18 protein-coding genes are annotated in these 24,467 nt (G+C 65.0%); 5 read left to right on the top strand and 13 right to left on the bottom strand.

What is annotated here, in order from left to right:
• Positions 1 to 759 carry an SDR family NAD(P)-dependent oxidoreductase gene (locus ACGRVM_RS04040; protein WP_377168443.1) on the bottom strand — a complete coding sequence of 253 codons (759 nt, stop codon included), beginning with the start codon at positions 757 to 759 and terminating at the stop codon, positions 1 to 3.
• The gene (hisD, locus tag ACGRVM_RS04035) at positions 759 to 2,081 is read right to left on the bottom strand and encodes a histidinol dehydrogenase (protein ID WP_377168445.1); all 1,323 of its coding nucleotides are present in this window, start codon (positions 2,079 to 2,081) and stop codon (positions 759 to 761) included. Before hisD ends, ACGRVM_RS04040 begins: the two co-directional genes overlap by 1 nt.
• A 208-nt stretch (positions 2,082 to 2,289) precedes the next feature.
• On the opposite strand from hisD, the gene ACGRVM_RS04030 reads away from it, so the two are divergent.
• Positions 2,290 to 2,823 (top strand): glutathione peroxidase, encoded by a 534-nt coding sequence (locus ACGRVM_RS04030; RefSeq protein WP_377168447.1) that lies wholly within the window; start codon positions 2,290 to 2,292, stop codon positions 2,821 to 2,823.
• Entirely contained in the window at positions 2,820 to 3,218 is a 399-nt protein-coding gene (locus ACGRVM_RS04025; protein ID WP_377168449.1) for a thiol-disulfide oxidoreductase DCC family protein, read from the top strand. Before ACGRVM_RS04030 ends, ACGRVM_RS04025 begins: the two co-directional genes overlap by 4 nt.
• Positions 3,219 to 3,224: 6 nt before the next feature.
• On the opposite strand, the gene ACGRVM_RS04020 is transcribed toward ACGRVM_RS04025, so the two are convergent.
• The gene (locus ACGRVM_RS04020) at positions 3,225 to 5,378 is read right to left on the bottom strand and encodes a PAS domain-containing protein (protein WP_377168451.1); all 2,154 of its coding nucleotides are present in this window, start codon (positions 5,376 to 5,378) and stop codon (positions 3,225 to 3,227) included.
• Between the two features lie 247 nt (positions 5,379 to 5,625).
• Between ACGRVM_RS04020 and ACGRVM_RS04015 the strand changes: the two genes are divergently transcribed.
• Positions 5,626 to 6,000, top strand: coding sequence for a response regulator (locus ACGRVM_RS04015; protein WP_377168453.1), 375 nt, complete (start codon positions 5,626 to 5,628; stop codon positions 5,998 to 6,000).
• Here the strand turns inward: ACGRVM_RS04015 and ACGRVM_RS04010 are convergent.
• The 9 genes from ACGRVM_RS04010 to ACGRVM_RS03970 form a co-directional block, all read right to left on the bottom strand.
• Positions 5,997 to 6,413, bottom strand: coding sequence for an META domain-containing protein (locus ACGRVM_RS04010; RefSeq protein ID WP_377168455.1), 417 nt, complete (start codon positions 6,411 to 6,413; stop codon positions 5,997 to 5,999). The two genes, ACGRVM_RS04015 and ACGRVM_RS04010, sit on opposite strands and share 4 nt — an antisense overlap.
• A gap of 107 nt (positions 6,414 to 6,520) precedes the next feature.
• Complete coding sequence (locus ACGRVM_RS04005) at positions 6,521 to 7,036, bottom strand: DUF3299 domain-containing protein (RefSeq protein ID WP_377168457.1); 516 nt, start codon at positions 7,034 to 7,036, stop codon at positions 6,521 to 6,523.
• Entirely contained in the window at positions 7,033 to 8,283 is a 1,251-nt protein-coding gene (locus ACGRVM_RS04000) for an ABC transporter permease (protein ID WP_377168459.1), read from the bottom strand. The genes ACGRVM_RS04005 and ACGRVM_RS04000 overlap by 4 nt, the downstream gene beginning before the upstream one ends.
• Positions 8,280 to 8,975: an ATP-binding cassette domain-containing protein gene (locus ACGRVM_RS03995; protein ID WP_377168461.1), complete on the bottom strand. Its 696-nt coding sequence runs from the start codon at positions 8,973 to 8,975 to the stop codon at positions 8,280 to 8,282. The genes ACGRVM_RS04000 and ACGRVM_RS03995 overlap by 4 nt, the downstream gene beginning before the upstream one ends.
• 2 nt (positions 8,976 to 8,977) lie before the next feature.
• Positions 8,978 to 9,634 (bottom strand): zinc uptake protein ZrgA, encoded by a 657-nt coding sequence (zrgA, locus tag ACGRVM_RS03990; protein WP_377168463.1) that lies wholly within the window; start codon positions 9,632 to 9,634, stop codon positions 8,978 to 8,980.
• Between the two features lie 39 nt (positions 9,635 to 9,673).
• Positions 9,674 to 9,988 (bottom strand): DUF6525 family protein, encoded by a 315-nt coding sequence (locus ACGRVM_RS03985; protein WP_377168465.1) that lies wholly within the window; start codon positions 9,986 to 9,988, stop codon positions 9,674 to 9,676.
• Entirely contained in the window at positions 9,985 to 10,620 is a 636-nt protein-coding gene (locus ACGRVM_RS03980) for a DUF1826 domain-containing protein (RefSeq protein WP_377168467.1), read from the bottom strand. The genes ACGRVM_RS03985 and ACGRVM_RS03980 overlap by 4 nt, the downstream gene beginning before the upstream one ends.
• Complete coding sequence (locus ACGRVM_RS03975; RefSeq protein WP_377168469.1) at positions 10,617 to 11,825, bottom strand: GTP-binding protein; 1,209 nt, start codon at positions 11,823 to 11,825, stop codon at positions 10,617 to 10,619. The genes ACGRVM_RS03980 and ACGRVM_RS03975 overlap by 4 nt, the downstream gene beginning before the upstream one ends.
• A gap of 99 nt (positions 11,826 to 11,924) precedes the next feature.
• The gene (locus tag ACGRVM_RS03970) at positions 11,925 to 12,311 is read right to left on the bottom strand and encodes a Fur family transcriptional regulator (RefSeq protein WP_377168471.1); all 387 of its coding nucleotides are present in this window, start codon (positions 12,309 to 12,311) and stop codon (positions 11,925 to 11,927) included.
• Positions 12,312 to 12,908: 597 nt separating this feature from the next.
• Between ACGRVM_RS03970 and ACGRVM_RS03965 the strand changes: the two genes are divergently transcribed.
• Positions 12,909 to 13,565 (top strand): LuxR C-terminal-related transcriptional regulator, encoded by a 657-nt coding sequence (locus ACGRVM_RS03965; protein ID WP_394624020.1) that lies wholly within the window; start codon positions 12,909 to 12,911, stop codon positions 13,563 to 13,565.
• Positions 13,566 to 13,594: 29 nt separating this feature from the next.
• Here the strand turns inward: ACGRVM_RS03965 and ACGRVM_RS03960 are convergent, their stop codons facing one another.
• Entirely contained in the window at positions 13,595 to 14,836 is a 1,242-nt protein-coding gene (locus ACGRVM_RS03960) for a sensor histidine kinase (protein ID WP_377168475.1), read from the bottom strand.
• A 513-nt stretch (positions 14,837 to 15,349) separates the two neighbouring features.
• On the opposite strand from ACGRVM_RS03960, the gene ACGRVM_RS03955 reads away from it, so the two are divergent.
• Positions 15,350 to 24,424 (top strand): peroxidase family protein, encoded by a 9,075-nt coding sequence (locus ACGRVM_RS03955; RefSeq protein ID WP_377168477.1) that lies wholly within the window; start codon positions 15,350 to 15,352, stop codon positions 24,422 to 24,424.
• Positions 24,425 to 24,467 lie beyond the last annotated feature (43 nt).

Genomic DNA, 24,467 nt, shown 5'->3' with positions numbered 1-24,467 from the left:
TTAGCCCGCCGTCCAGCCGCCATCGACCAGCAGATGCGTGCCGGTGATCATCGCCGCCGCGTCCGAGCAGAGGAAGACGGCAGGCCCCATGAGGTCCGTCACCTCGGCCACGCGGCCCAGCTTGATCTTGCTCTCGATCCAGGCGCGCTTTTCGGGGTCCGCGAAGGTCGGCTCGGTCAGGGGCGTGCGGATGAAGGTGGGGCAGAGCGTGTTGATGCGCACATTTTGCGGCCCGAATTCCATCGCCATCGCCTTGGTCATGCCTTCCAGCCCGTGCTTCGTCGCGCAATAGACCGCGCGGTCGATCCCGCCGACATGGCCCATCTGGGACGAGACGTGCAGGATCGCGCCGCCGCGCCCTTGCATCTTGCGCGCAGCGGCCTGGCTCAGGAAATAGGCGGCGCGCAGGTTGACGGCCATGACGGCGTCGTAATCCTCGGGCGTCGTCTCGCTTGCGGGTGAATGCCGCGCGAGGCCGGCGGAATTGACCACGATGTCGAGCGCGTCCAACCCGTCCACCGCTTCGCGCATCGCGCCGATATCGGTGATGTCGAGCGCCAGCGCATCGGCCCCGTAGCCCGCGCGGCGCAGCGTCTCGGCGGCTTCGCTCAGCGCCTCCGCGCCGCGCGCGGCGAGCGTCACATGCGCGCCCGCCTCGGCCAAAGCGGCGGCGAGCGCGAACCCGATGCCGCGCGACGCGCCGGTGACGAGCGCGCGCTTGCCCTCGAGGCGCATCGACGGGGTGCGGGGCAGGTCCATCAGCTTTTCACCACCGGCGCGCCCTCGCCGTAAGGCACGTTGAGGCCGCCATAGCGGCGCACGCGGACATTGCATTGCTCCGCATGGCCGACGAAGCCCTCGAGCATGCAAAGCCTTGAGCCATAGGCGCCGATGCTCGCTGCCGCCGCGTCGCTCGTGACCTTCTGATAGCTGTGGGTTTTCAGGAACTTGCCCACCCAGAGACCGCCGGTATAGCGCCCCGCCTTTTTCGTCGGCAGCGTGTGGTTCGTGCCGATCACCTTGTCGCCATTGGCCACATTGGTGCGCGGCCCGAGAAAGAGCGCGCCGTAGCTGTGCATATGCTCGAGAAACCAGTCGTCGCGGTCGGTCATGACCTGCACATGCTCGGAGGCGATGTCGTTGGCGACGTCGAGCATCTCCTCGTAGGTGTCGCAGACGATCATCTCGCCGTAATCGCGCCACGAGACGCTGGCCGTCTCGGCGGTGGGCAGGATTGCGAGCAGGCGGTCGATCTCGGCCAGCGTCGCCTCGGCCAGCTTGCGCGAGTTCGTGACCATAACGGCGGGCGAGTTGTAGCCATGCTCGGCCTGGCCCAGAAGATCCGTGGCGCAAAGCTCGGCGTCCACGGTGTCGTCGGCGATCACCATCGTCTCGGTCGGGCCGGCGAAAAGGTCGATCCCGACGCGCCCGTAAAGCTGGCGCTTGGCCTCGGCCACGAAGGCGTTGCCCGGCCCGACCAGCATGTGGACCGGATCGATCGTCTGGGTCCCCAGCGCCATCGCGCCCACGGCCTGCATGCCGCCCAGCACGTAGATTTCATGCGCGCCGCCCAGATGCTGCGCCGCGACGATGGCGGGATGGGGCGCGCCCTTGACGGGCGGCGCGGCCGAGACGATGCGCGGCACGCCCGCGACCGAGGCCGTCAGCACCGACATATGCGCCGAAGCGACCATGGGAAACTTGCCGCCCGGCACATAGCAGCCGACCGATTGGACCGGGATGTTCTTGTGCCCCAGAATGACGCCGGGCAACGTTTCGACCTCGATATCGGTCATCGACGCGCGCTGCGCCTCGGCGAAGCCGCGGATCTGCTTTTGCGCGAATGTGATGTCCTCCATCTCCTGTGCCGTGACCTTCTGCATCGCGGCCTCGATCTCGGACGGGGTGAGGCGGAAGGTTTCGGGCGCGTAGCCGTCGAATTTCTCGCTCAGCTCGCGGATGGCGGCGTCGCCGCGCTTTTCGATATCGGCAAGGGTCGCCTCGACGATGCCACGCACCTTGCTGTCGTCCTCGGCACGGTCCGCCTCGGATTTGCCGCGCTTGAGATAGGTGATCGCCATGGCGTGTCCTTTCCTGACAGGTCTGCGCGCGGACCTTGCGGTGCCGCCTTTTGCAGGCAGGCTAACAGGGCCGGCACCGGGGCGGAATGGCAAAGAGGGCAGGGATTGATGCGCAGCGTGCATCACTGCGCCCCGTTTCAGGAGCGCACCGCGCGAGTGATCCGGGACGCGCGGAGGCGCGTAATTCCCCCAAGAAGGAGGCAGTCCGATGCTCAAACATTTCGCCTTTCTGCTCTGGCTCGGCTTCGGCGTGCTCCCCGCGGGGATGGCAGCCGCGCTCGATCTCGATGCGCGTTTCGCCTCGATCGACGGGGGCGATCTGGCGCTGTCGGACTGGCGCGGCCAGCCCGTCCTGGTGGTCAACACGGCCTCACGCTGCGGCTTCACCGATCAGTACCGGGGGCTTCAGGACCTTTACGACCGCTACCGCGCGGCGGGTCTCGTGGTGCTCGCCGTGCCGTCCAACGACTTCCGGCAGGAGCTGTCGAGCGACGCTGAGGTCAAGGAATTTTGCGAGCTGGAATATGGCATCGACATGCCGATGACGACGATCACGGCCGTGACCGGCGCGGAGGCGCATCCTTTCTATGTCTCGCTCAGACAGGAGGCCGGGTTCGAGCCGCGCTGGAATTTCAATAAGGTTCTGATCGGCCCCGATGGCGATGTGGCGGGCACCTTCGGCGCGCAGATCGAGCCGCTCTCGGGTACCATGACACGCGCGATCGACGCGCTGTTAGAATGAGCGGGGCAGCAGACAGTGATGGCGTAACCGTCTATTATGATGGCGCTTGCCCGCTCTGCCGGGCAGAACTTGCGCATTACACGCGCCGCGACAGGGAGGGGCGGCTGACGCTCGTCGATGTCTCGAAGGAGGGTGCGAACCTGCCCGAAGGACTTGCCCCGGAGGAGGCGCGCGCGCGGTTTCATGTGGCCGACGGCGCTGGGCGGCTTGCCTCGGGCGCGGCGGCTTTCGCGCTGCTCTGGCGGCAGATCCCGGGATGGAAATGGGCCGGCAAGCTGGCGCGGGTTCCAGGCGTTCTGCCGATGCTCGAGCTGACCTATCGCGGCTTTCTGAAGCTGCGGCCCGCCATCGTGAAGACCTTCACACAGATTCAGGCGCGGCGCCGTAAGACCTGAGGCGCGTCACGCCTCCGCGATGCCGCCCGTGCCGCGCACGAGCCGCCATTCGAGCCCCTCGGGGTGATAGACCGTCTCGGGTTCCGTGGCGAAGGCCGCGTCGATCATCGTGCGCATCAGGACCGATCCGAACCCCTGTCGCTCGGGTTCGGTGATGCTCGGCCCGCCCGTCTCGCGCCAGGTGAGCGACAATGCCGGGGCACCCGCGATTTCCTCGACCTGCCATGTGATCGACACGCGGCCCTCGGTGCCGCTCAGCGCGCCGTATTTGCCGGCGTTGGTGGCCAGCTCGTGCAGCACCATCGCAAGGCTCTGCGCCGCCTCGGCCGTGATCGCCACGTCCGGGCCGTCGAGCGTGATCCGCTCGCCGATGGAATCCTTGAAATAGTCGAGCTGCGAGGCGATCAGACGCCCCAGATCGACGCGGTTCCAGTTCGAATGGACCAGCAGATCCTGACCGCGCGCCAGCGCCGCGATCCGGTCCGAGAATTTCGACATGAAATCCTCGGGGCTGGCGCGCACGGTGTGCCGCGCGATGGCTTGGACCAGCGCCAGCATGTTCTTGGAGCGGTGGTTGATCTCTTCCATGAGCATGCGCGCATGCGCCAGCGCCTCGTTGCGCTCGGTCACATCGAAACCCGAGGGGATGAGGTTGACTATATTGCCCGCATCGTCGCGCACAGGGGAGAGCTGGAAGTCGATCGTGATCGTCTGGCCCTCCCGCATCATCACCGTGGCGTCATAACGCACGACCTCGCCTGAGGCGGCAAGCACGACGGCCTCCTTGAGCCGGTCGGCCACGGCGCTGTCGTAGCTCCACCAATGCGCGTCCCAGAACTTGCGCCCCACGACGTCCGAGCGCGCGATGCCCGCCGCCTCAAGCGCGGTCGCGTTCGCCTCGACCAGCGTGCCGTCCGGCTCGAGAATGCCGACGAAGCCGATATTCCCGTCGAGAATGCGGCGCATGTGAACTGCGTTCTCGCGCAGGGCGCGCTCGGCGCGGCGCTGCGCGGTCACGTCCTCGACCGAGGCGGCGATGCCCGTCACCTCGCCATGCGTCTCGATGGGAAAGAAATGCGCCCGCCAGTGTTTCGGATCGTCCGGCTCGGCCGGTGTGCTGCCGGAGATTTCGACCCCGAGCCACGGCTTGTGGGTGCGCAGGATGCGGCGCCAGCCGACATAGAGCCGCTCGATCTCGTCGATGCCGGGCAGAAGCTCCGCCGGAGTCTTGCCGATATGCTCATCGGCAGAAATTCCATTGATTTCAGCGAGTTTCCGGTTGACCCTCACGTATCTGAACTGCGTGTCCCACGCCCCGATGCCGACCGGCGCATTGGTGAAGAGCGCCTCCAGCAGCGCCGTCGAGGAGGCCAGCGCGTTCTGGGCCGTGCGCTCCTCGGTCACGTCGATCAGCACGCCGATGGCGCGGGCGGGGCGGCCCGCCTCGCCGTCTTCATCGGCCTGCACCTCGCCCTTGTCGCGCATCCAGCGCACCGTGCCGTCGGTGATCCGCAGACGGTACTCCAACTCGTAGGGGCCGAGCCGCGAGAGGGCGGCCTGCATCTGCCCGCGCACGCGGTCGCGGTCCTCGGGATGCACCGTCCGGAGCGCCAGTTCCATCGAGCCGGCGCTCGGCTCCTCGGCCCGCCCGATGATACGCGAGAGCTCGGCCGACCATTTGGCCGCGCCGCTCGCCAGGTCGAGCTCGTAGATCCCGAGGCCCGAGGCCCGACCGACGAGCTGCGTGAGCGCGCCGAGCGACAGCGCGGGCTCGGCGGGCGCCGGGGCCTCGATGCGCGGTCCGGTCTCGGTGAGATCGACCGCAATTCCCCGAAACGCGACCGCGCGCCCCTCCGCGTCGCGGGTGATGACGCCGCGGTCATGCAGGCGCCTCACCGCTCCGTCAGTGCAAAGAATGCGGTAGGTCAGCGCGTAATCCGTCCCGGCTTCGATCAGGCTGGCGACATGCGCCTCGACGCGGACCCGGTCCTCTGCATGGACATGGCGAAAGGGGCCGTCTTCATGCGCCGCCGCGCCCAGAAGGCGTCGGCACTCGTCCGACAGGTGCCAGAGATCCTCGGCGACCCGCCATTCGTAACTGCCCGCGCCCGGAATGACCGGCGCGTCGCTGGCCTCGTCGCGAAGGGTCCACGCATCCATGATGGTGCCTTTCTAACGAAATGCGATCGGTCGGCGCCGAATTCGGCTGCGTGTAATAGAGCGTCATTGTCCCACGTCACCGGAATGTCGGCGCTCGACACGGCCGGAGCGTTCAGCTTATCGTTGTATGTGACACCATTTTTCTGCACTGCGCAAGACCGAGAGCCTGCCGCCCATCGCTCGAGACCGGGCCCATCCGGCCTTCATCCGCGCGGCGAGGGGCCAGGGCAACGTGACAGGCAGCGCGATGACGAGAAGGCTGACCGTCCTTCTGGCGGAGGACGAGGCCTTGATCCGGCTCGATGCGGCGCAGATGATCGCCGGGGCGGGCCTGCGGGTGATCGAGGCGCGCTCGGGCGACGACGCGTTGCGCCTTGCGGGCGAAGCGCCCGATATCCTCGTCACCGATGTGGAAATGCCGGGTGCGCTCGACGGGGTGGCGCTCGCCCATGCGCTTCGGCGCGATCTGCCGACGCTCGGCATCATCGTCACATCGGGCCGGCAGGCCGTGACCGCCGACGCGTTGCCGCCGGGCGCGCTCTTCCTGCCCAAGCCCTACAGGTCCGAAGAGCTGCTGAACGCCCTTGCGCGGATCGCCGGGGGCGGGCTGGGCGGAGCCTAGCGCGCGGTGAGCCGGGCGATCACCTCGCCGGGGGCGTTCAGCAGGAGAAGATCGCCATCCTCCATCTGGTAGCCGCGCACCTCGGCGAGCGTTGCGATGAGCATTTTCTCCTGCGCCTCGAGCGGGCCGGGGCAGGCCATGCGCGTCGCCGCGCCCATCCCGAAGCCGAGCGCCGATCCGTCCGCCTCGACACCGCCGACGATGCGGTTGCATCCGACCGTCGCCGCATAGCGCATCGGCGAGTCCTCTGTCAGCACCAATTCCGGAACGCGGTCTTCCGTAGCGTCGAGCGCATCGCCCTGAAGGCTGACGATGCGCCATGTCGTGCCCGCAAGATGCGCCTCGCAGGCGAGGGCGGCGGCGGGGGCAAGGCCGCAGAGCGCGGCGCAGAGGAGGGATGCAAGGCGTGTCATGGCGGTGGTCCTTCAGATTGTCATCGCTTCCTAGCCTCTCGCGGCATCGGGGTGAAGCCTCGAAGATGCGCGTCGGCCATAGCATGACAAGCCGCCGGACGGTGCGCTCAATAGACGTAGAGCTCGATCACTTCCGCCGTCATCTGGTAGCCGATATCGGCGAGCTGGGTCGATTTCGGTGTCGCGCTCATGGTGCCTGAGACCCAGACGGGGTCCCAGAGGCTCGTCGAGGGCCACGGTTTCTCTGTGGTCACGAAGACGAGCTGATTGGGCGGGGGCGGCGGCACATGGATGCAGGCGCCCACGAACGGCACCAGAACGAAGCTCGTCACGCCCTCGGAGGTGGTGTCGAACGGGATGACGAAGCCCGGCATCTTGATGCGCGCGCCGTCGAGCTCCGGATTGAGCTTGGAGCCGTTCTCGTCGAAGACCGGGTTCCAGAAATCGCGCGCCTCGTCCATCACGCCCTCGCCGATGATCTGGCCCATCGGCACGCCCGGCGGGATGAGATCGTACCATGTGACCTCGCGGTAGCTCGCGGCGATGGCGGCGCGGGGCAGCAGGGCGCCCGCGCCAGCGGCGAGGAGAAGATGGCGGCGGGTGAGGCGAGGCATGGCTGTCATATGCGCACCATCATGCCATCTGCGAGCGACAGGCGGTAGGCCCTAATTGCCGGAAGAAGGCTGGCGAGCGCGGCGGCGCCGACCACGGCCAGCAGTACCCATATCTCCCGCGCGCTCGGCGGCTCGATCGGAAGCCATATACCGTAGGCCGCATCGACAAGGGGCTGCGCCGCGACGAGGCCGAGATAGAGGAGCCCAAGCCCCAGCGCGGCCCCGGCGGCGGCCATCAGCATGGCCTCGAGCACGAGAAGGCCGAGGATGGTGGCGGGCCGCGCGCCCATCGCGCGCCAGATCGCCATCTCGCGGCGGCGCTCGTTCAGGCTCGAGAAGATCATCGCCACCATCCCCAGAAGCGCGGTGACGACGACCATCCCCGACACGCCGATCAGCGCGGTTTCGGCCACGCCCACGATCTGCCACAGCTCGGCCAGCGCGACGCCGGGCAGGATGGCCAGCAACGGCTCTTCGGGATATTCGTTGATCCAGCGCTGAAGGCCGAAGATCTGAAGCTTGGACTGAACGCCGACCAGCGCGCCGGTGATCGCCTTGGGCGTCAGGTCCATCTGCCGGATCACCTCCACGGGCGTCGTCTGCTGCGACGTGCGCGCGCCCGAGCGCCAATCGACATGGATGGCCTCGATCGCCTCCATCCCGACGATGACCGTGCGGTCGACGGGCGTGCCGGTCTTGGCGACGATCCCGGCGATGCGGAAGGGCTGATCGTCATGATCGGTGAAGGAGGCGATCCCGTGCGAGACGATGATCGGATCGCCCGGCGCATAGCCGAGCGTCGCGGCCACATCGGCGCCGATCACCGCGTCGTAGAGATCTTCCAGCCCATGCCCCTCGGCGATCTCGAGCGATCTGCCGCCGCGATACTTGTAATGCTCGAAAAAGCCCGGGGTCGTGCCCATGACGCGGAACTGCCGATGGCTGTCCCCGAGCGAGATGGGCACGATCCAGTCCACCTCCGGGCGCGCGGCGATATCGAGATAGCTTTCATAGCTCACGTTGTTCGTCGCGTTGCCGATGCGGAAAACCGAATAGAGCAGAAGCTGGACCGAGCCGGAGCGCGCGCCGACGATGAGGTCGGTGCCCGAAATCGTGTCGGCGAAACTGGCCCGCGCGCCGGTGCGCAGCTTCTCGACCCCGAGAAAGAGCCCGACCGAGAGCGCGACGGCGAGGACCGTCATGCCGACGGTCAGCGCGCGCGCCAGAAGCGAGCCGATGGCGAGGCGCAGGATCATGCCGCCTCCTGCCGGACCGAGACGATCTCTTCGAGCCGGACGGTGCGGTCGAACCGGGCGGCGAGCCGCTCGTCATGGCTGACCATCAGGAGCGAGGAGCGGGCCTTGCCGCTCTGCTCGAACAGGAGACCGAGAAAGCTGTCCTGCGTCGCCGCATCGAGCGCCGAGGTCGGCTCGTCCGCGACGATGAGGGGCGGCGCGCCGATCAGGGCGCGCGCGACCGCTACGCGTTGCTGCTGGCCGACGCTGAGCCGTTCGGCGCGGGCGCCCAGCACGCCCTCCGGCAGGCCGAGCGCGGTGCACAGGCGCGCAGCCTCGGCGCGCGCATCTTCGGCGCGGGCGCGCCGCGCGGGGGCGAAGCGGAGCGGCAGAAGGATGTTGTCGGCCACGCTGGCATAGGGAAGCAGGTTGAACTGCTGAAAGATGACGCCGATATTCTCGGCGCGGAACCGGTCGCGCGCGCCGGCGCGCTGCCGGGTAAGATCCGTGCCGCCGACCATCACACGCCCGCGCTCCGCCGCGACGATCCCGCAGATGAGCGACAGAAGCGTCGATTTGCCCGATCCGCTCGCGCCCAGCAAAAGCACGCTTTCGCCCGCCGCCATTTCGAAGGACGGGCAAGACAGGGAGAACCCGCCCCGCCCCGGCCACGCGAACGCGACATCCGTGAGGGCGAGGGCGGGCGCGCTCATGCTCAGTTCAGCGAGAGCTCGGCAGCGTCCCGGCCGATCTCCGCCGCACCGGCACCGGCTTCGGTGACGAATTGCGCCTCGATCTCCTGCGCGTTCTCGAAGCGCTCGAAGAAGGGCAGGCCGAGCGAGGTCAGCTCCTCGGGATGCGCGCAGTCGAAGCTGTAGCGCGCATGAAACTCGCTGTGCACGGCGCCCTCCGCATGCTCTGCGTGGTCGTGCTTTTCGCCCTCGGCGTGTTCGTGCTCGTCGCCATGATCGTGGTCATCGCCCTCGGCATGCTCGTGCTCCTCGCCGTGCTCATGCTCATGCTCGTGCTCGTCCTCATGCGCGTGGCCGTGCGCGTCGCCCGCGTGGAGATGGGCGAGCACCTCGGTGAGGCGGCATCCGGCGGCTTCGGGCAGGGCGAGCACATTCTCGGGCGCGGCGAAGATGCGGATCGCCGCGTCGACCGCGTCCTTCTCCGCCTCCGTTGCGGCGGCATACTCGAAACCGACGATATCGGCGCCGGGCGAGGTCAGGTTGATCTCGAGCGCGCCCGCCTCGAGCGCCAGTTCAAGACTGCTCACGCCATGGACATGCGCGTCCATCTGGCGTGCCTCTTCGGCCTTGGCGGCCGATGCGGCGATGACGGCCGCAAACGCGACGTAAGAAATTTTCATTGCGATTCCCTCTTCCTTCATTTGATGGTCTGCCTCTCATCATTGCAACCGCGCGGATGCCGCACCTCGCGTATGGCGGCCAAGATCGCCCACGGCCTCGATGCGCGGTTGCGCCGCCGTATCGCGCTCGAGGCATTTTGCCTCCACGCGGGCGAGCGTTCCCAGAACCTCCTCGACCGGCGCGCCTTCCGCGCGCAGGCGGACCCATATCCGCCGACAGGATTCGGGCGACCAGGGCAGGGCGGCTTCGGACATCCAGCGGCGCAGGGGCGAGGGAAGCGTGTCGTAGACATCCATCGGCGAGCCGTGCCGTCTGCGTCGCCGCAGCGATGTGGCGCCGAGATTTCGTCTCACAGGTCGTCCTCGGGATCGTCCACCGGGTCGATCACGCATAACAGCCGCGTCTCGCCCGAGCCCTCGATGGGGGGCGAGCGGTGCAGCAGGCCCGAATGCGGCATCTCCTGCCAGAGCGTGCCGCGCAGCATGATCGGCGCGCCGGTCGGCACGGTGAAGACGCGCTGCGGATCGCCGCCGCCCAAGGCCGTGCCGTATTGCGTGCCCGTCCCGCGATAGGTGCAGACGAGCCGCGCGGTCACGGCGTCGCGATGGAACTTGCGGCAGGAATTCGTGCTGACGGGCTGGAGCCGAAGCCGGATCCAGCGCGCCTTCATGATACCGGCGAACGTCTCGCAGAGCGCGGCGATATCGGTCAGCAGGAACGCGCGCTCCGGCCCGTCCGGCAGGCCCACCGCGTCGCTCAACTCGGTGAGCACCGCCGCCGCATCGCCGGGGCGCAGGATCACGCGTCCCGACGGAAGCTCTTTTGGCGCGAGCGCGCCGATCCAGTCCGCGAAGCCGGGCGGCAGATCGCGCTGCCAAATCGCGGCGGCGCAGCTTTCGGCCCCGATCGCCTCGAGCCCGCCGCGCCCCTGCGCGACGGTGACGCCGCGCGCGGCGCTCAGGGCCCTGTCGCGGACAAGGGTCATGCCGCCTCCGCGCGCCGCCAGATCGGGAAGGGGTCGGGCATGTCGGGAAGGCTGTCCGGGCCTTGGGCCAGATGCTCTGGCACGAGGCACGCATCGAGCCGGGTCCTCAGCGACTTCCAGTCGATCCCGGAGCCGATGAAGACGATCTCCTGGCGCCGGTCGCCCCACGGCTCGGCCCAATGCGCCGACATGTAAGCCCGCGCGCCCTCGTGATCGGGCCAGCGGTCCTGCGGCACCGAGGCCCACCATGTCCCGAGCGGCTTGATCGACGACAGCGCGCCCGCCATCGAGAATTCGGCCACCCATTCGGGCCGGGTGGCGATCCAGAAATGGCCTTTGGCGCGGATCACGCCGGGCAGGCTGCCGTTCAGCACCTCGAGAATGCGCTCCGGCTCGAACGGGCGGCGGGCGCGGTAGACGTAGCTCGCCACGCCGTATTCCTCGGTTTCGGGCACGTGATCGGCGAACCCGTAGAGTTCCTTGGCCCACATCGGGTGCTCATGCGCCTTGTCGAAATCGAAAAGTCCTGTGTCTAGAACGGCTTCGGCATCGACCTTCGAGTGGTTCGTCTCGATGATCCGGGCATCGGCGTTGAGGCTGCGGATGATCTTGCGCGCGGCATCGGTCCGCTCGGGCCCGGCATCGTCCACCTTGTTGAGAATGACGACATCCGCGAATTCGATCTGCTCGACCCGAAGGTTCACCAGCGTGCGCTCGTCCTCCTCGCCAAGGGTCTCGCCGCGATCGCTCAGGAAATCGTGGCTCGAGTAATCCTCGAGAAGGTTCACCGCGTCCACCACTGTCACCATCGTGTCGAGACGGGCCACGTCCGACAGGCTCTCGCCCTCTGCATCCCGGAAATCGAATGTGGCGGCGACGGGCAGCGGCTCGGAGATGCCGGTCGACTCGATCAGCAGGTAATCGAAGCGCCCCTCACCGGCGAGGCGCCGCACCTCGGCAAGAAGATCGTCGCGCAGGGTGCAGCAGATGCAGCCGTTCGACATCTCGACCAGCGTCTCGTCGGTGCGCGACAGCTCGGTGTCGGCGCGCACCAGATCCGCGTCGATATTGACCTCGGACATGTCGTTGACGATCACCGCGACGCGGCGGCCCTCGCGATTGTTGAGCACGCGGTTGAGAAGCGTCGTCTTGCCGGCGCCGAGAAAGCCGGAGAGCACGGTCACGGGAAGGCGGGTGTCGGTCATGTCGGGACCTCCTGGGTCGGTTTGAATTGGGGTGTCGCCAAGGTGCGGGGTGAGGCGAGTGCGTGCCCGCTTCGTCAGGCCGCTGCCCCCTTCGGAGGATCAGGCCGCGCAGGCTCGGCAGGTGCCGTGAACCTCGACCACATGGCGCGCCGCGCGAAAGCCGGTCGAGCGGGCGAGGGCGGTAAGCCGGTTCATCACATCTTGATCGGCATATTCCTCGACCACGCCGCAATCGTCGCAGATCGCCAGAACCGGAGCGTGATCGACATGCGCGCATTGGCACGGCACGAAGGCGTTCAGCGACTCGAGCCGATGCGCGCGCCCCTCCTCGGTCAGCGCCGAAAGCGCCCGATAGACCGTCGGAGGCGCGAGCCCCGCTTCGCTGTCCTTGAGCTTGTCCAGTATCTCGTAAGCCGTCATCGGCCGGGCATTGCCTTGCAGCACCTCGAGCACCTCGGCCTGCCGCTGACTGCCTTGCTTGCGCATGAGAAATCCCCCGATTCACCCTCAGTTCAGGTTTTGTTATCTTATAACATATGCTTCTGCAACTGGATTTCGACCGGGATACGTCTGCGACAAAATCGAACCAGTTTCGTAGACGGGCTCTTGGATCAGTGCCGTGAGATGACGTTCAACGATGGCGATGTCTGTCTCGCGAGGGAAATTGAACTTGAGAAGCAAAAGGAATGGGCGGTGGCGTCAAGCTTCGTCCGATGCGCCACCTAAGGATTGTTCTGTAAAGGAGGACAAAGTAGCAATGTTTCGCTGTTGAAGGCAGCCCGATTTGCGAGCGGAAATCCTTTCTCACAAAGGTCATCCATTCGCGACTCAGAACGCGCGGATCGCTACGCAATCGGCAGGGCCGACGTGCTGCGCGACTGCCGTATTGTTTCGCAGGATAGACGCCGCCAGGATTTGGCCAAAAGGACGTCATCCTCTTGTCAAGGCGACAGATTATCGTCGGCATTGATCCGCCAAGGGTTTAGTGGTATTTTCAGTTTTCTACCTAATTGCGACATCCATCGACCTCCGTTTTGTGATCAGCGGGCTCTCTGGTATGCCCAAAAAAGTAAAGGCGTCTCTATGGAGCCTTTGACAATTGCATTCGTAGACGATCATCCGATCCTCTTGTCTGGCGTGTGTCAGCTCTTTTCGCCGAGCGAGAATTTTCAGGTCGTTGGCGTCGGCTCGACTGCTCAGGACGTGATCGACATCGCCAAGACGATGAAGCCTCAGATCCTGGTGATCGACCTGAATATGCCCGGCCATGTTCTCGAGGCGATCGCGACCGTCGCGAACGAGTACACGCATACCAAACTGATCGCCTTCACGGCCTCCAGCAGCATCGATACGGCGATCGCGACCTTGGAGGCCGGCGTGCTGGGCTACGTCCTTAAGGGCAGCACTCTGGACGAGCTTACGGATGCGATACGCCGGGTGCACAAAGGCGAGACCTATCTTTCGCCGCGCGTGGCCGCGAATGTCGTTGCGGGGCTTCAGGTGAATGCGAAGGCGCGGACGACGCCCACGGTTCGGTTCAGCCGACGCGAGGAAGACGTTCTGCGCTTCCTGCTGCAAGGTTGTACGAACAAGGAAATCGCGAAGTCCCTGTCGCTGAGCGAAAAGACCGTGAAGCATTACATGACGGTTCTGATGCAGAAGCTCGATGTGCGAAACCGTGTCGAAGCCGTTCTGGCCGCGCAGGAATTGGCCAATAACGGAACGCTCGACACGGAGTGAAGGCGCGCGGCCAGCGCAGCGCGTGACCGTCAGGCTGGCCCAATGGGCAGGGTCACGCGCAACATCGCTGTCTCGCCGCCATTCTCAAGAACCAGTTCGCCGCCGAACGCGTCGAGGCGGCGCCGCATTCCGTTCAGGCCGAGCCGCCATGCGGCCGGCCTCGGCGTCTCTTGGACGTCGCTGGAGGCGCCGTTGTGAATGGAGATGACGAGACGCGTCTCCTGCGAGGTGATCACGACTTTCGGGGTTTTGTCACCGCCGTGCCGCATCGCATTGGTGAGGCCCTCCTGAACCACGCGGTAGAGGCAGATCCGGCGCGGCGCATCGAGCGAGACGGCAGGCCCCTCCGTTTCCAGATCCACTGCCTGACCGGTCAGCGCCTTGTGCCGATGGACAGCCAGTCCGACCACGCCGGTCGAATCGAGTTCGTCGAGCTCCGGCAGGATCAATCCGGCTGACATGGCGCGCAGCTCTGTCATGACCTGGTCTATCAGGCCGCGCAGCGTGGTTCCGTCCGCCAATTCGGTCTTCCTGTCGCTGCCTTCCAGCAAGGAGATCAACCCGAGCAACTGGACCGGGCCGTCATGCAATTCGGCGCCGATGAGGTTGAGCACCTGCTCGTTCGCCTGCGCAGCGTCGAGGCGCGCCTGATCCGCAGCCCGGCGCAGCGCCGTGTTCTGCTTGCGCATACGGCGTTCTGCGGCAAGACGATCCTGCAACTGTGCGCTCTGGCTGAAGCTGAGGGCCAGCATCGCCAGAACGCACAGGGTCACGAAAGCCAACGCGGCCCAGATCATACGCTCCACGAAGGCCCGGTCCTGCAAGATCTCGGTCGCATCCTGATAGACCTCTCCCGCGGCGACCATCTCCCCCGTCGCAGGATCATAGATCGGGGCGTAAACCTCGAAATAGGGGTAGGTCATGGGGAAATCCGGCTTTTGCGGCCCCTCTCGCTCCAACTTGGCGACGAAGCGCCCTTCGAGCGCGGCGCGCAGATCATCGTCCTGATGCTCGGCGGCCGTGTCCTCGGGAAATGTCGAGAAGAAGAGCGAGCCGTCCAGATTCCAGATCCGAAGCATGATCGACGAGTTGTTGTCGGTCAGGTTGCGAAACGCTTCTTGCATGCCCGCGGCGGTGATCGGTGTGTCTTGCTGTATGGTGACGGCGTAGGGCGCCAGCAAGTTCGCGATGTAGACGCTGCCTATCTGGCCGTGTGAATGAAGTTGCAGCGATCGGTATTTGTTGGTGATGAAGACACCCAGCCCGATCATCACGAGGATGACTGCGCAGGTGAAAGCCGCGGCCAGAGGACAGGGCCTTGCAACGAACGAGCGATTCGGCGCTGCACTCGAATCGTCTGTTTCGCCACGCGCGTGATTCGTGCTTGCCACCAAACCCCCTCCCAGATCGACGCTCGCCTCTGGGTTGCGTGCGTATCAGATCCTGCCCCTGCGTCACTCGTGTGATATTCTACACAAAATTAACAAACGTTAAGAAAAATCGTGTCGAGCCGCTCGCAGCTGCCCGGAGTGCATCGGACCAAGGTCTGATGCGGAGTGGGGCCGATAGTCGGAAAATACCCCGTACTTTGGTGTCGAATCCGCACGGGACTTCCGCCCGTAGCGCGGCGCCGGGCCAGGTGAAAGAATGATCCTCAATACTGGGGAAATACCGTTCCGCAACTCATGCGCGCTGCCGTGCATGACTGGGAGCGTTTGAAATCAATAACAAAATTCAGCTAGCGCCCGCGATTTCATCGCTTGGGTCATCAGGGGAGAATTGTCATGGCTGTCAAACTCAACGTCGCCGACCTCGAGTTCATTCTGCGTCAGATCAAGATCAGCGAAGCCCATGCCAACGGCACGCCGCTCACTGAAATCTACGTGGACGCAGATGGCAATGTCGTCCCCGAAGGCACGCCCGGTGCGGTTCTCGCCATCTCCAGCCCGTTGGTCCCCAACGGTCTGCGGACCGTCGACGGAACCTATAACAACCTCATTCCCGGACAGGAGAAGTGGGGCGCGGCGGATACGCCGATGCCGCGCATGCTCGATCCGGATTTCCGGAATGACGGCGATGGCGACGTGATGCCCTTCGGACCTCCGGGCGGCCCGGCTGTCACCAACACCGATTACGGCGTGATCGGCACGCCATCGGCTCCTACGGTCAATGGCGGGCATACCGGAAACGTCGCCGATGCCGACCCGCGGATCATCTCGAACCTCGTGAATGACCAGAGCATCGACAACCCGGCCGCCGTCGAGGCGTGGTTCGCGAACGACGCCGCGCTGGCGGCTTTCCACGAGCGCTACGGCGAAGATGCGATCCCGGTGCGCCCGGGCGAGGGTGCCAGCGTTCAGGCGGTGGTGAATTCGAGTTTCGAAGCCCAGTCCATGGCTGCCGGAGAGCCCGGTGTCGTCACGAGCGCACTTGGCAATTACTCGACGGAGGCGCCGACAGGCTGGACGATTACCGGCGGCATCGGCGGCGTTTTCGCGCCTGCCGACACCGTGAATGACGGGGCAGGGCATCCGGGGCCGAACGTCGCCTGGCTGACAGGCGGTGCGACACTGGCCCAGGATGGCGGCACGCTGACAGCAGGGGCGAGCTACAGCCTTGGCCTCAGTGTCGGGGACCGAACCGATCAGACCTGGACCGGAGGCACGGCCCGTCTTGTCGCGGTCGGCCCGGGCGGCGTGACCACGGTCATTTCGACGACTGCACTTCCTACACCCGCCGATGGCGGCTGGGCCGACATGACGCTGGAGACCGGACCGATCCCGGCGGGGCTGGACGGCCAGACGCTGCGCATCGAGGTGCAGCAGAGCGGCGGCTCACAGGTTCTGGTGGATAACGTCTCGCTGAGCGTTCAAACCGGCAACAAGATCGAGATCGACAATATCGACATGGCCTCCTTGCCGAACATCGCGCCCGATGACGGCATCTCGGCGCCGTTCAACGCATGGATGACGTTCTTCGGCCAGTTCTTCGATCACGGCCTCGATCTGATCACCAAGGGCGGGAACGGCACCGTCTACATTCCGCTCCAGCCGGACGATCCGCTCGTCATGGGGCCCAACGGGGTCAATGATGGTATCGACCCCCTGACCGGTCAGGCGCTGGGCGACGATCTGTCGACACATCTGCGTTTCATGGCCGTCACCCGCTCGACCCCCGTCGAGGGACCGGGGCCGGACGGCATCCTCGGTACGGCGGACGACACGCAGCACGAGGGCGAGAACACGACCACGCCTTTCGTCGATCAGAACCAGACATACACCTCGCATGCATCGCATCAGGTCTTCCTGCGCGAATATGCTTTCGATGCGAGCGGCAATCCGGTCTCGACCGGGCATTTGCTGGACGGCGCCAATGGCGGCCTGCCGACATGGGCCGAGATCAAGGCACAGGCGCGCGACATGCTCGGGATCGAGCTCACGGATGGGGATGTCCTGAACATCCCGCTGCTGCGCACCGATCAATACGGCCAATTCATCGCCGGCCCGAACGGTCTGCCGCAGATCGTCGTGGGCCTCGGGCCGGACGGCGTCCCGAACACCGCCGATGACGAAGTGGTCGAAGGCGATCTGGCCGCGCCGGTCAACACCTTTGCGGCGGGCGCAGTGCGCATCGGCCACGCGTTCCTCGATGACATCGCGAATTCGGCCAATCCCTTCGACGGTCAGACCGGCGGGCTGAAGACCGCCGATGACGACAGCGCCGTGGGCCTGTCAGACAGCGTCAGCACGGCGGGCACCTATGACAACGAAATGCTGGACCGTCATTTCATCACAGGTGACGGGCGCGGCAACGAGAATATCGGCCTGACGGCCGTTCACCACATCTTCCACTCCGAGCACAACCGGCAGGTGGAGGCTCACAAGAAGACGGTGCTCGAGTCGGGCGATATCGACTTCATCAACGAGTGGCTTCTCGTGGATATCCCGGCGGGCGATCCCGTCCCGACCGATCCTTCCGCTGTTGTCTGGGATGGCGAGCGCCTCTTCCAGGCCGGCCGCTTCGCGACCGAGATGCAGTATCAGCACCTCGTCTTTGAAGAATTCGGGCGCAAGATCCACCCGAATATCGACCCGTTCGTTTTCAACGCGGTGACAGATATCGACGCCTCGATCTTCGCCGAGTTCGCCAACGTGGTATACCGCTTCGGCCACTCGATGCTGACGGACAACATGCCGCGCGTGATGATCGATCCGGCCACGGGTGCGGTGACGAACGACGACATGGGCCTGATAGCGGCCTTCCTCAATCCTATCGCCTTCGACAATGACAGCACGATGACCGCCGATGAGGCGGCGGCGGCTGTGGTATTGGGCATGACGACGGAACGAGGCAGCCAGATCGACGAATTCGTTGTCTCGTCCTTGCGCAACAATCTTCTGGGCCTGCCGCTCGACCTTGCCGCGATCAATATCGCACGGGGCCGCGAGACCGGCATCCCCACCTTCAACGACACGCGTGCGCAGCTTTTCCAGCAGACCGGCTCGGCATGGCTGAAGCCCTATGACAACTGGGTCGATCTGGCCTCGAGCCTCAAGACGCCGATGACCGTGGTCAACCTGATCGCCGCCTATGGCACCCATGCCAGCATTCTTGCGGCGGACACACTGGTCGCCAAGCGCGATGCGGCTTTCGATCTGGTGTTCGGCGGCGGCGCCGTCTCGGACCAGGAGCGTTTCGACTTCCTTCTGGGCCGCAACGGCTGGAGTGCCGAAACGAACGGCCTCAATGACATCGACCTCTGGGTCGGCGGCCTATCCGAGCGCATCATGCCCTTCGGCGGCATGCTCGGATCGACCTTCACGGCGATCTTCGAGGCGCAGATGGAGGCGCTTCAAGACGGCGACCGCTTCTACTATCTCAGCAGGACGCAAGGCCAGAACTTCCTCAACGAACTCGAGGAGAACTCGTTCTCCAAGATGCTTCTGGCCAACACGAGCCTCTCGGACCCCGGTCCGGACGGCATCCGGGGCACGTTCGACGACATCATCAGTCATCACATCGGCGTGGACAGCTTTGCGCTCTACGACTACGTGCTCGAGATCAATCAGGCCAATCAGTTGATCCCCGACCCGGAAGGCAATGATCCGCTGCTCGAGGCGCTGGGCATGGGCAAGGTCGTGCGCGACGATCCGACCACCAGCGAGGTCGAGACCAACTACCTGCGCTTCTCCGGCGGTGAGCATGTCGTCGTCGGCGGCACCAGCGGCAGCGACACGATCATCACCAGCGACGGCGATGACGGCATCTGGGGCGACGACGGCGACGACTACATCGAATCCGGCTATGGCGTCGATCTGGTCAATGGCGGCGGCGGCAACGACATCATTCTCGATGCCGGCGACGAGGGTGACTTCCTCAAGGGCGAAGATGGCGACGACGTGATCTCGACCGCCAACGGCTTCGACGTCGTGATGGGGGGTCGTGGCAAGGACGTCGTGTTCCTCGGCGCCGACGCCTCCGACGTGTTCGGCGGCGAGGGGGACGACTTCATCCTCGGCGGCGACGGTGCCGACTTCCTGCTGGGCAACGAGGGCAACGACTGGATCGAGGCCGGGCCGGGTTTCGATACCAGCGCGGGCGACAATTCCGAGCTTTTCTTCAACAGCAAGATCAAAGGGCACGACGTCATGTTCGCCGGCTCGGACGAGCATGATTTCGACGCTGAATCCGGCGATGACATCATGGTTCAGGGCGCCAGCGTGATGCGCAACGAAGGCATGTTCGGCTTCGACTGGGTATCGTTCAAAGGCATGCAGAACGACGCTTATGCCGATATGCGCATCAAGATCTTCACCACGGACGAGCAGGATATCCTGCGCAACCGCTTCGACAAGGTCGAGGCGCTGTCCGGCTGGGAGAAGAACGACACGTTGATCGGCGACGACCGCGTGGCGCCCGGCACGGGCGAGGGGGCCGAGGCCGAATTCGCCAATGACGGGCTCGATCAGGCCGGTATCGACCGCATCGAGGGTCTGTCCGAGCTTGTCTCGATCGCGGACGGTCAGGAGTTCTGGGAAAGCGGAAACATCATTCTCGGCGGCGCGGGGTCCGACCTGATGACCGGCAACGGCGGCGACGACATCCTCGATGGTGACCGCTGGCTGAACGTGCGCATCCGCATCACGAATGACGCGGCCGCGGAAAACACCGCCGAGAACGAGATCGCGACCGTCGACAGCCTCAAGCATATCTTCACCGCCGAGGATGGCGTCGATCCCGCATGGGTCGGAAAAAGCCTCTTCGAGCTGCTGGTGTCGCGCGACATCGTGCCGGGCCAGATGCATATCCAGCGGGAAATCCTCGATGCGGGGATGGGCGACGATGTTGATATCGCCGTCTTCAACGATGACCGCGATCAGTACACGATCACGGACCTCGGAAATGGGGTGTTGCAGGTTGAACATACGGGCTTCGGCAACAATCCGGACGTCCTGATCGATGACGGGGTTGATACGCTTTACAACATTGAAGTGCTGCGGTTCGCGGATGGTGACATCCTCACTCCCCAGCCTGCAACGGGCATGCCGGTCATCAATGATCCGACACCGACGGATGGCATGGTCTCGCCGGTCGAGGGCCAGCTTCTGACCGTCGACACGAGCGGTATCGCCGATGTGAACGGGCTGGGAGCGTTCAATTACCAGTGGCAGTATCTCGACGGTGCAGTTTGGACTGACATTCCGGGCGCCACCGAAGCCACCTTCACGCCGAACGATCCCAACCTCATTCAGCAGTTGTTAGGTGACATCAGCGAAATCGGTCGGCAACTTCGGGTCGAAGTCAGCTTTGTCGATGGTGGCGGCACATTGGAGACGGTCATCTCCGCGCCGACGCTGGCCGTGACCGAAAATACCGGCGTGACGCTGAATGGCACTTTCGGAACGAATAACAGCCTGAACGGCGGCGACGGCAACGACGTGCTCACAGGCGTCAGCCCGTTCTTAATCTTTGGTGGCGGCAACGACACCCTCAACGGAAATGGCGGCGACGACATCCTGATCGGTCAAGGCGGCAGCGATGTGCTGAACGGCGGTGCCGGGTTCGACCAGCTAGATGGCGGCGGTGGCGCCGACATCCTGAACGGCGGTGCGGATAACGATCTGATCCTCGCGGGTGGCGGGGCAGACACAATCGTCCAGGGCTCGACCGACGGTCGTGACATGGTGGACGGCGGTGGAGGGACCGACACCTATCGGTTGGAGGGCACCGCGGAGGCCGAAAGCTTCACGATCTATGCGATGTCCGGAGGGCAGAATGCGGGCCTCGCCGCAAGCCTCGGGACGGTCATCCAGGCGACGACCGAGATTGTTGTCACCCGCACTGTCGGCACGACCACGACCATTGTGGCCGAGCTCGACAACATCGAGGAGATCATCGTCGATACGCTTGCTGTCTCTGCCAATAACGGAAACGGAACGCCGGACGGCGGTCCGGTTGGAGGCGACACTGTCAACATCGTCGGTGACTTCAACCCGACCAGCCTGAATTTCAGCACCATCACCATCAATGGTACCTCGGGGGACGACACGGTCGATATTTCGGCCCTCACCTCGGCGCATCGCATCGTCTTCCGCGGCGAGGGCGGCAACGACACGATCGTCGGCGCGCTGCGCCCGCAGGACGTGATCGATCTGCCCGGCTCGGGCGATCCGGTGGTCACGACCGGGGCAAGCGGCATGGTGACCGTCAGTCGCGGGGGTGCCAGCGTCACCTTCGACGGTAGCAGCGGGATGCCGGCGATCCTCGACGATGACACGCCGTCCGGGGCCTTCACGCTCACCGATAGCGATCTGGCTGCGCTGAAGAACCTCGTGAACGGAAGCCCTGCATTTGACGACGACGACGACAGCGAAGGCGCGGCAGGCGTCCGCAGTCTGAGCGGCGAGGGCAACAACGAGGCCAATCCGCTCTACGGCACAGCCGATCAGCCCTTCATCCGTCTGACGGAGGCGCGGTACGGGGAAGCGGACGAGAACGGCAACCGGAAGGTCAACCCGATCTTCGACGGGCTGGATCCGCGCACGTTGTCCAACATCCTGGGCGCTCAGGACGAGACCGTCGCAAAGAATGCAATGAACGCGAGCACGCTCTTCATGGCATTCGGTCAGTACTTCGACCACGGCCTCGACTTCTTGCCCAAGAACGCGGCCTTCGGAAAGATCGACATCGGCGGTCCGGGTGCGGAGCGCAGCCCGACCTCGGATAATCCTGCCGATCTGACGCGGGGCGAGGTTGCATCTGTCGACGCCGATGGCGTGCCGCAGCACCGCAACATGACCTCTCCCTTCGTGGATCAGAACCAGGCCTATGGCAGCCATGAGCTGGTCGGCCAGTTCCTGCGCGAAAGCGACGGGGCGCAAGGTTCGGGGATGCGGCTTCTCGGGGGTGAGGCAGATCCCTCGGATCCGGCTTTCGCCCTGCTGCCGACACTGCGCGATCTGATCCTGCATCATTGGGAGGCCGAGACCATCTTCGAGGATGCCGGCCTTCCGGGTGGCGCGGCGACGCTTCAGGAGCTGCTTCCGGGCCTCGTGGACGACGCCACGGGCGCCATCGACAGCACCCTGGTCGCGGATCTGGCAAGCGATTTCCTCGGGTCGGGGCAACCGCTTCTGCTCGATACGAACCCCTATATCGACTTGCTCGATCACCGCGTGGCGGGTGATGGGCGCGCGAACGAGAACTTCGCTCTGACGGCGGTCCACACGGTCTGGGCGCGCAATCACAACTTCCACGTCGAGAACCTGATCGCGCAAGGCTTCGAAGGCAGCGCCGAGGAAATTTTCCAGGCCGCCAAGATGCTCAACGAGAGCGATTACCAACGCGTCGTGTTCCAGGAGTTCGCCGACAAGTTGCTGGGCGGCCTGCGCAGCGCCGATGGCGGCTTCGACAATCACGGCTGGGACGGCTACAATCCCGAAGTCGACGCCAGCATCAGCCATGAATTCGCCGCTGCGGCCTATCGCTTCGGTCATTCGCTGATCGGCGAGACGCTTCAGGTCAAGGCGGCGGATGGCACGGTCACCGAAGTGCCGCTCTTCGATGCCTTCCTCAACCCGTCCAACGACCCCGATGTCTTTACCGGACCGCTCCCGCAGGGATATGTCCCGGCGCCGGGTTATGCACAGCATGGCGTCGCCTCGATCATCGGTGGCACGGCGGTGCAGCAGGCCGAAGAGGTCGATCTCAAGGTGGTGGATGCGGTCCGCTCGGATCTGGTGCGTATCAACGCCGATCTTTTCGCGTTCAACGTCGCGCGTAGCTGGGATGTGGGCCTTGGCACCATGAACCAGGTTCGGGCAGGGCTCGCGGCCTCGACCAACCCCTACGTCGCGCAGGCCGTGGCGATGGCGGGCGGTCTTTCGCCCTACAGCAGCTGGGCGGATTATCAGGCGCGCAACGACGTCAGCGACGCTCTGATGGCCCAGTTGATGGAGGCCTATCCGGACCTCGTTCTCGAGGATCAGGCCGAGATCGACGCCTTCGTGGCCGCCAATCCGGACATTACGCTGCATCCCGGTGCGGATGGCGCCATGATTGTCGCGGGGATCGACCGGGTCGATGTCTGGACGGGCGGACTTGGAGAGAAGCACATCAATGGCGGTATGGTCGGCCAGACCTTCTGGGTCGTGCTCCACGAGCAACTGGACCGCCTTCAGGAGGGAGACCGGTTCTACTACATCGACCGCTTCGAGAATTTCGACTTCTATCAGGATTTCGGTGAAGACACGACATTCGCGGAGATCGTCGCCCGGACAACCAGCCTGACCGATCTCGACAATGACATCTTCGATGCCGAAGACGAAGTTGCCGGGGAAGACGGAAATGACGGCGCCGACGACGACATCGGAGCCGACGACGACGCCGGTGCCGAAGACGGCGAGGGCGCCGACGACGGTGATGGTGGCGGCGATACCGGTGGCGACACCGGCGCCGGAGACGGTGGCGAGGCCGATGGTGGCGACGCCGGCTCTGACACCGGTTCCGGCAACGAAAGCACCAGCCCGCCGCTTGCGGCAGGTGGCTCCATCCTCGGTTCGGCGGGTCGCGATACGCTCTTCGGAACGGCCGAAGCGGACAATATTCTGGCGCTGGGCGGTCGTGACATGATCTTCGGCGCGGATGGCGACGACAACATCCTCGCCGGAGGCGGCCGCGACATGGTCTTCGGGGATGCCGGAAGCGACCGGCTCTTCGGCGAAGGCGGCGATGATTTCATCGAAGGCGGCGCCGGAGATGATCTGGTCGTCGGCGGCGCGGGCGACGATGTCTTCGCAGCGACCTCCGGAGATGGCAACGACGCCTATTACGGCGATGATCTCTCGGGCGGCATGGGTAACGACACGCTCGACATGTCGCGTATCATCGAGGACATCACCGTGGATCTTGGCGGCGGCGGCGCGGCGCGCGGCATGGCCACCAGCGCGGCATCCGGCACGGACGCTCTGTGGAGCATCGAGAACTTCATCGGCGGCGCCGGAGACGATGACATCACCGCCAGCAATGCTCACAACATGCTGGATGGCGGAAGCGGCAACGACACCTATCGCTTCCTGTCTGCGGCCGACGCCGATGGCGATACCATCGGATCCTTCCAAGCCGGAGACAAGATCGACCTGTCGCAGATCGATGCCAACGGCCAAGGCGCGGGGAACGGCAGCTTCACGCTGATCTCGGACGCCTTCACCGGAAGCGGACAGCTACTGGTGAGCCATCAGAGTGGCGAGGGCGGTGACACCACGCTGATCACCGGCAGCGTCAGCGACGACGGCGCGGCGGATTTCAGCATCACGATCCGCGGCCATCACGATCTCACACAAGACGATTTCCAGCTCTGATCGGAGCACGGCAATCGATTTTCCGGGCTGACGCAAGATCAGC

The sequence above is a fragment of the Roseovarius aquimarinus genome, from assembly GCF_043661195.1.
Classification (GTDB): Bacteria; Pseudomonadota; Alphaproteobacteria; order Rhodobacterales; family Rhodobacteraceae; genus Roseovarius; species Roseovarius aquimarinus.
This window is presented reverse-complemented; position numbering and strand designations above follow the sequence as displayed.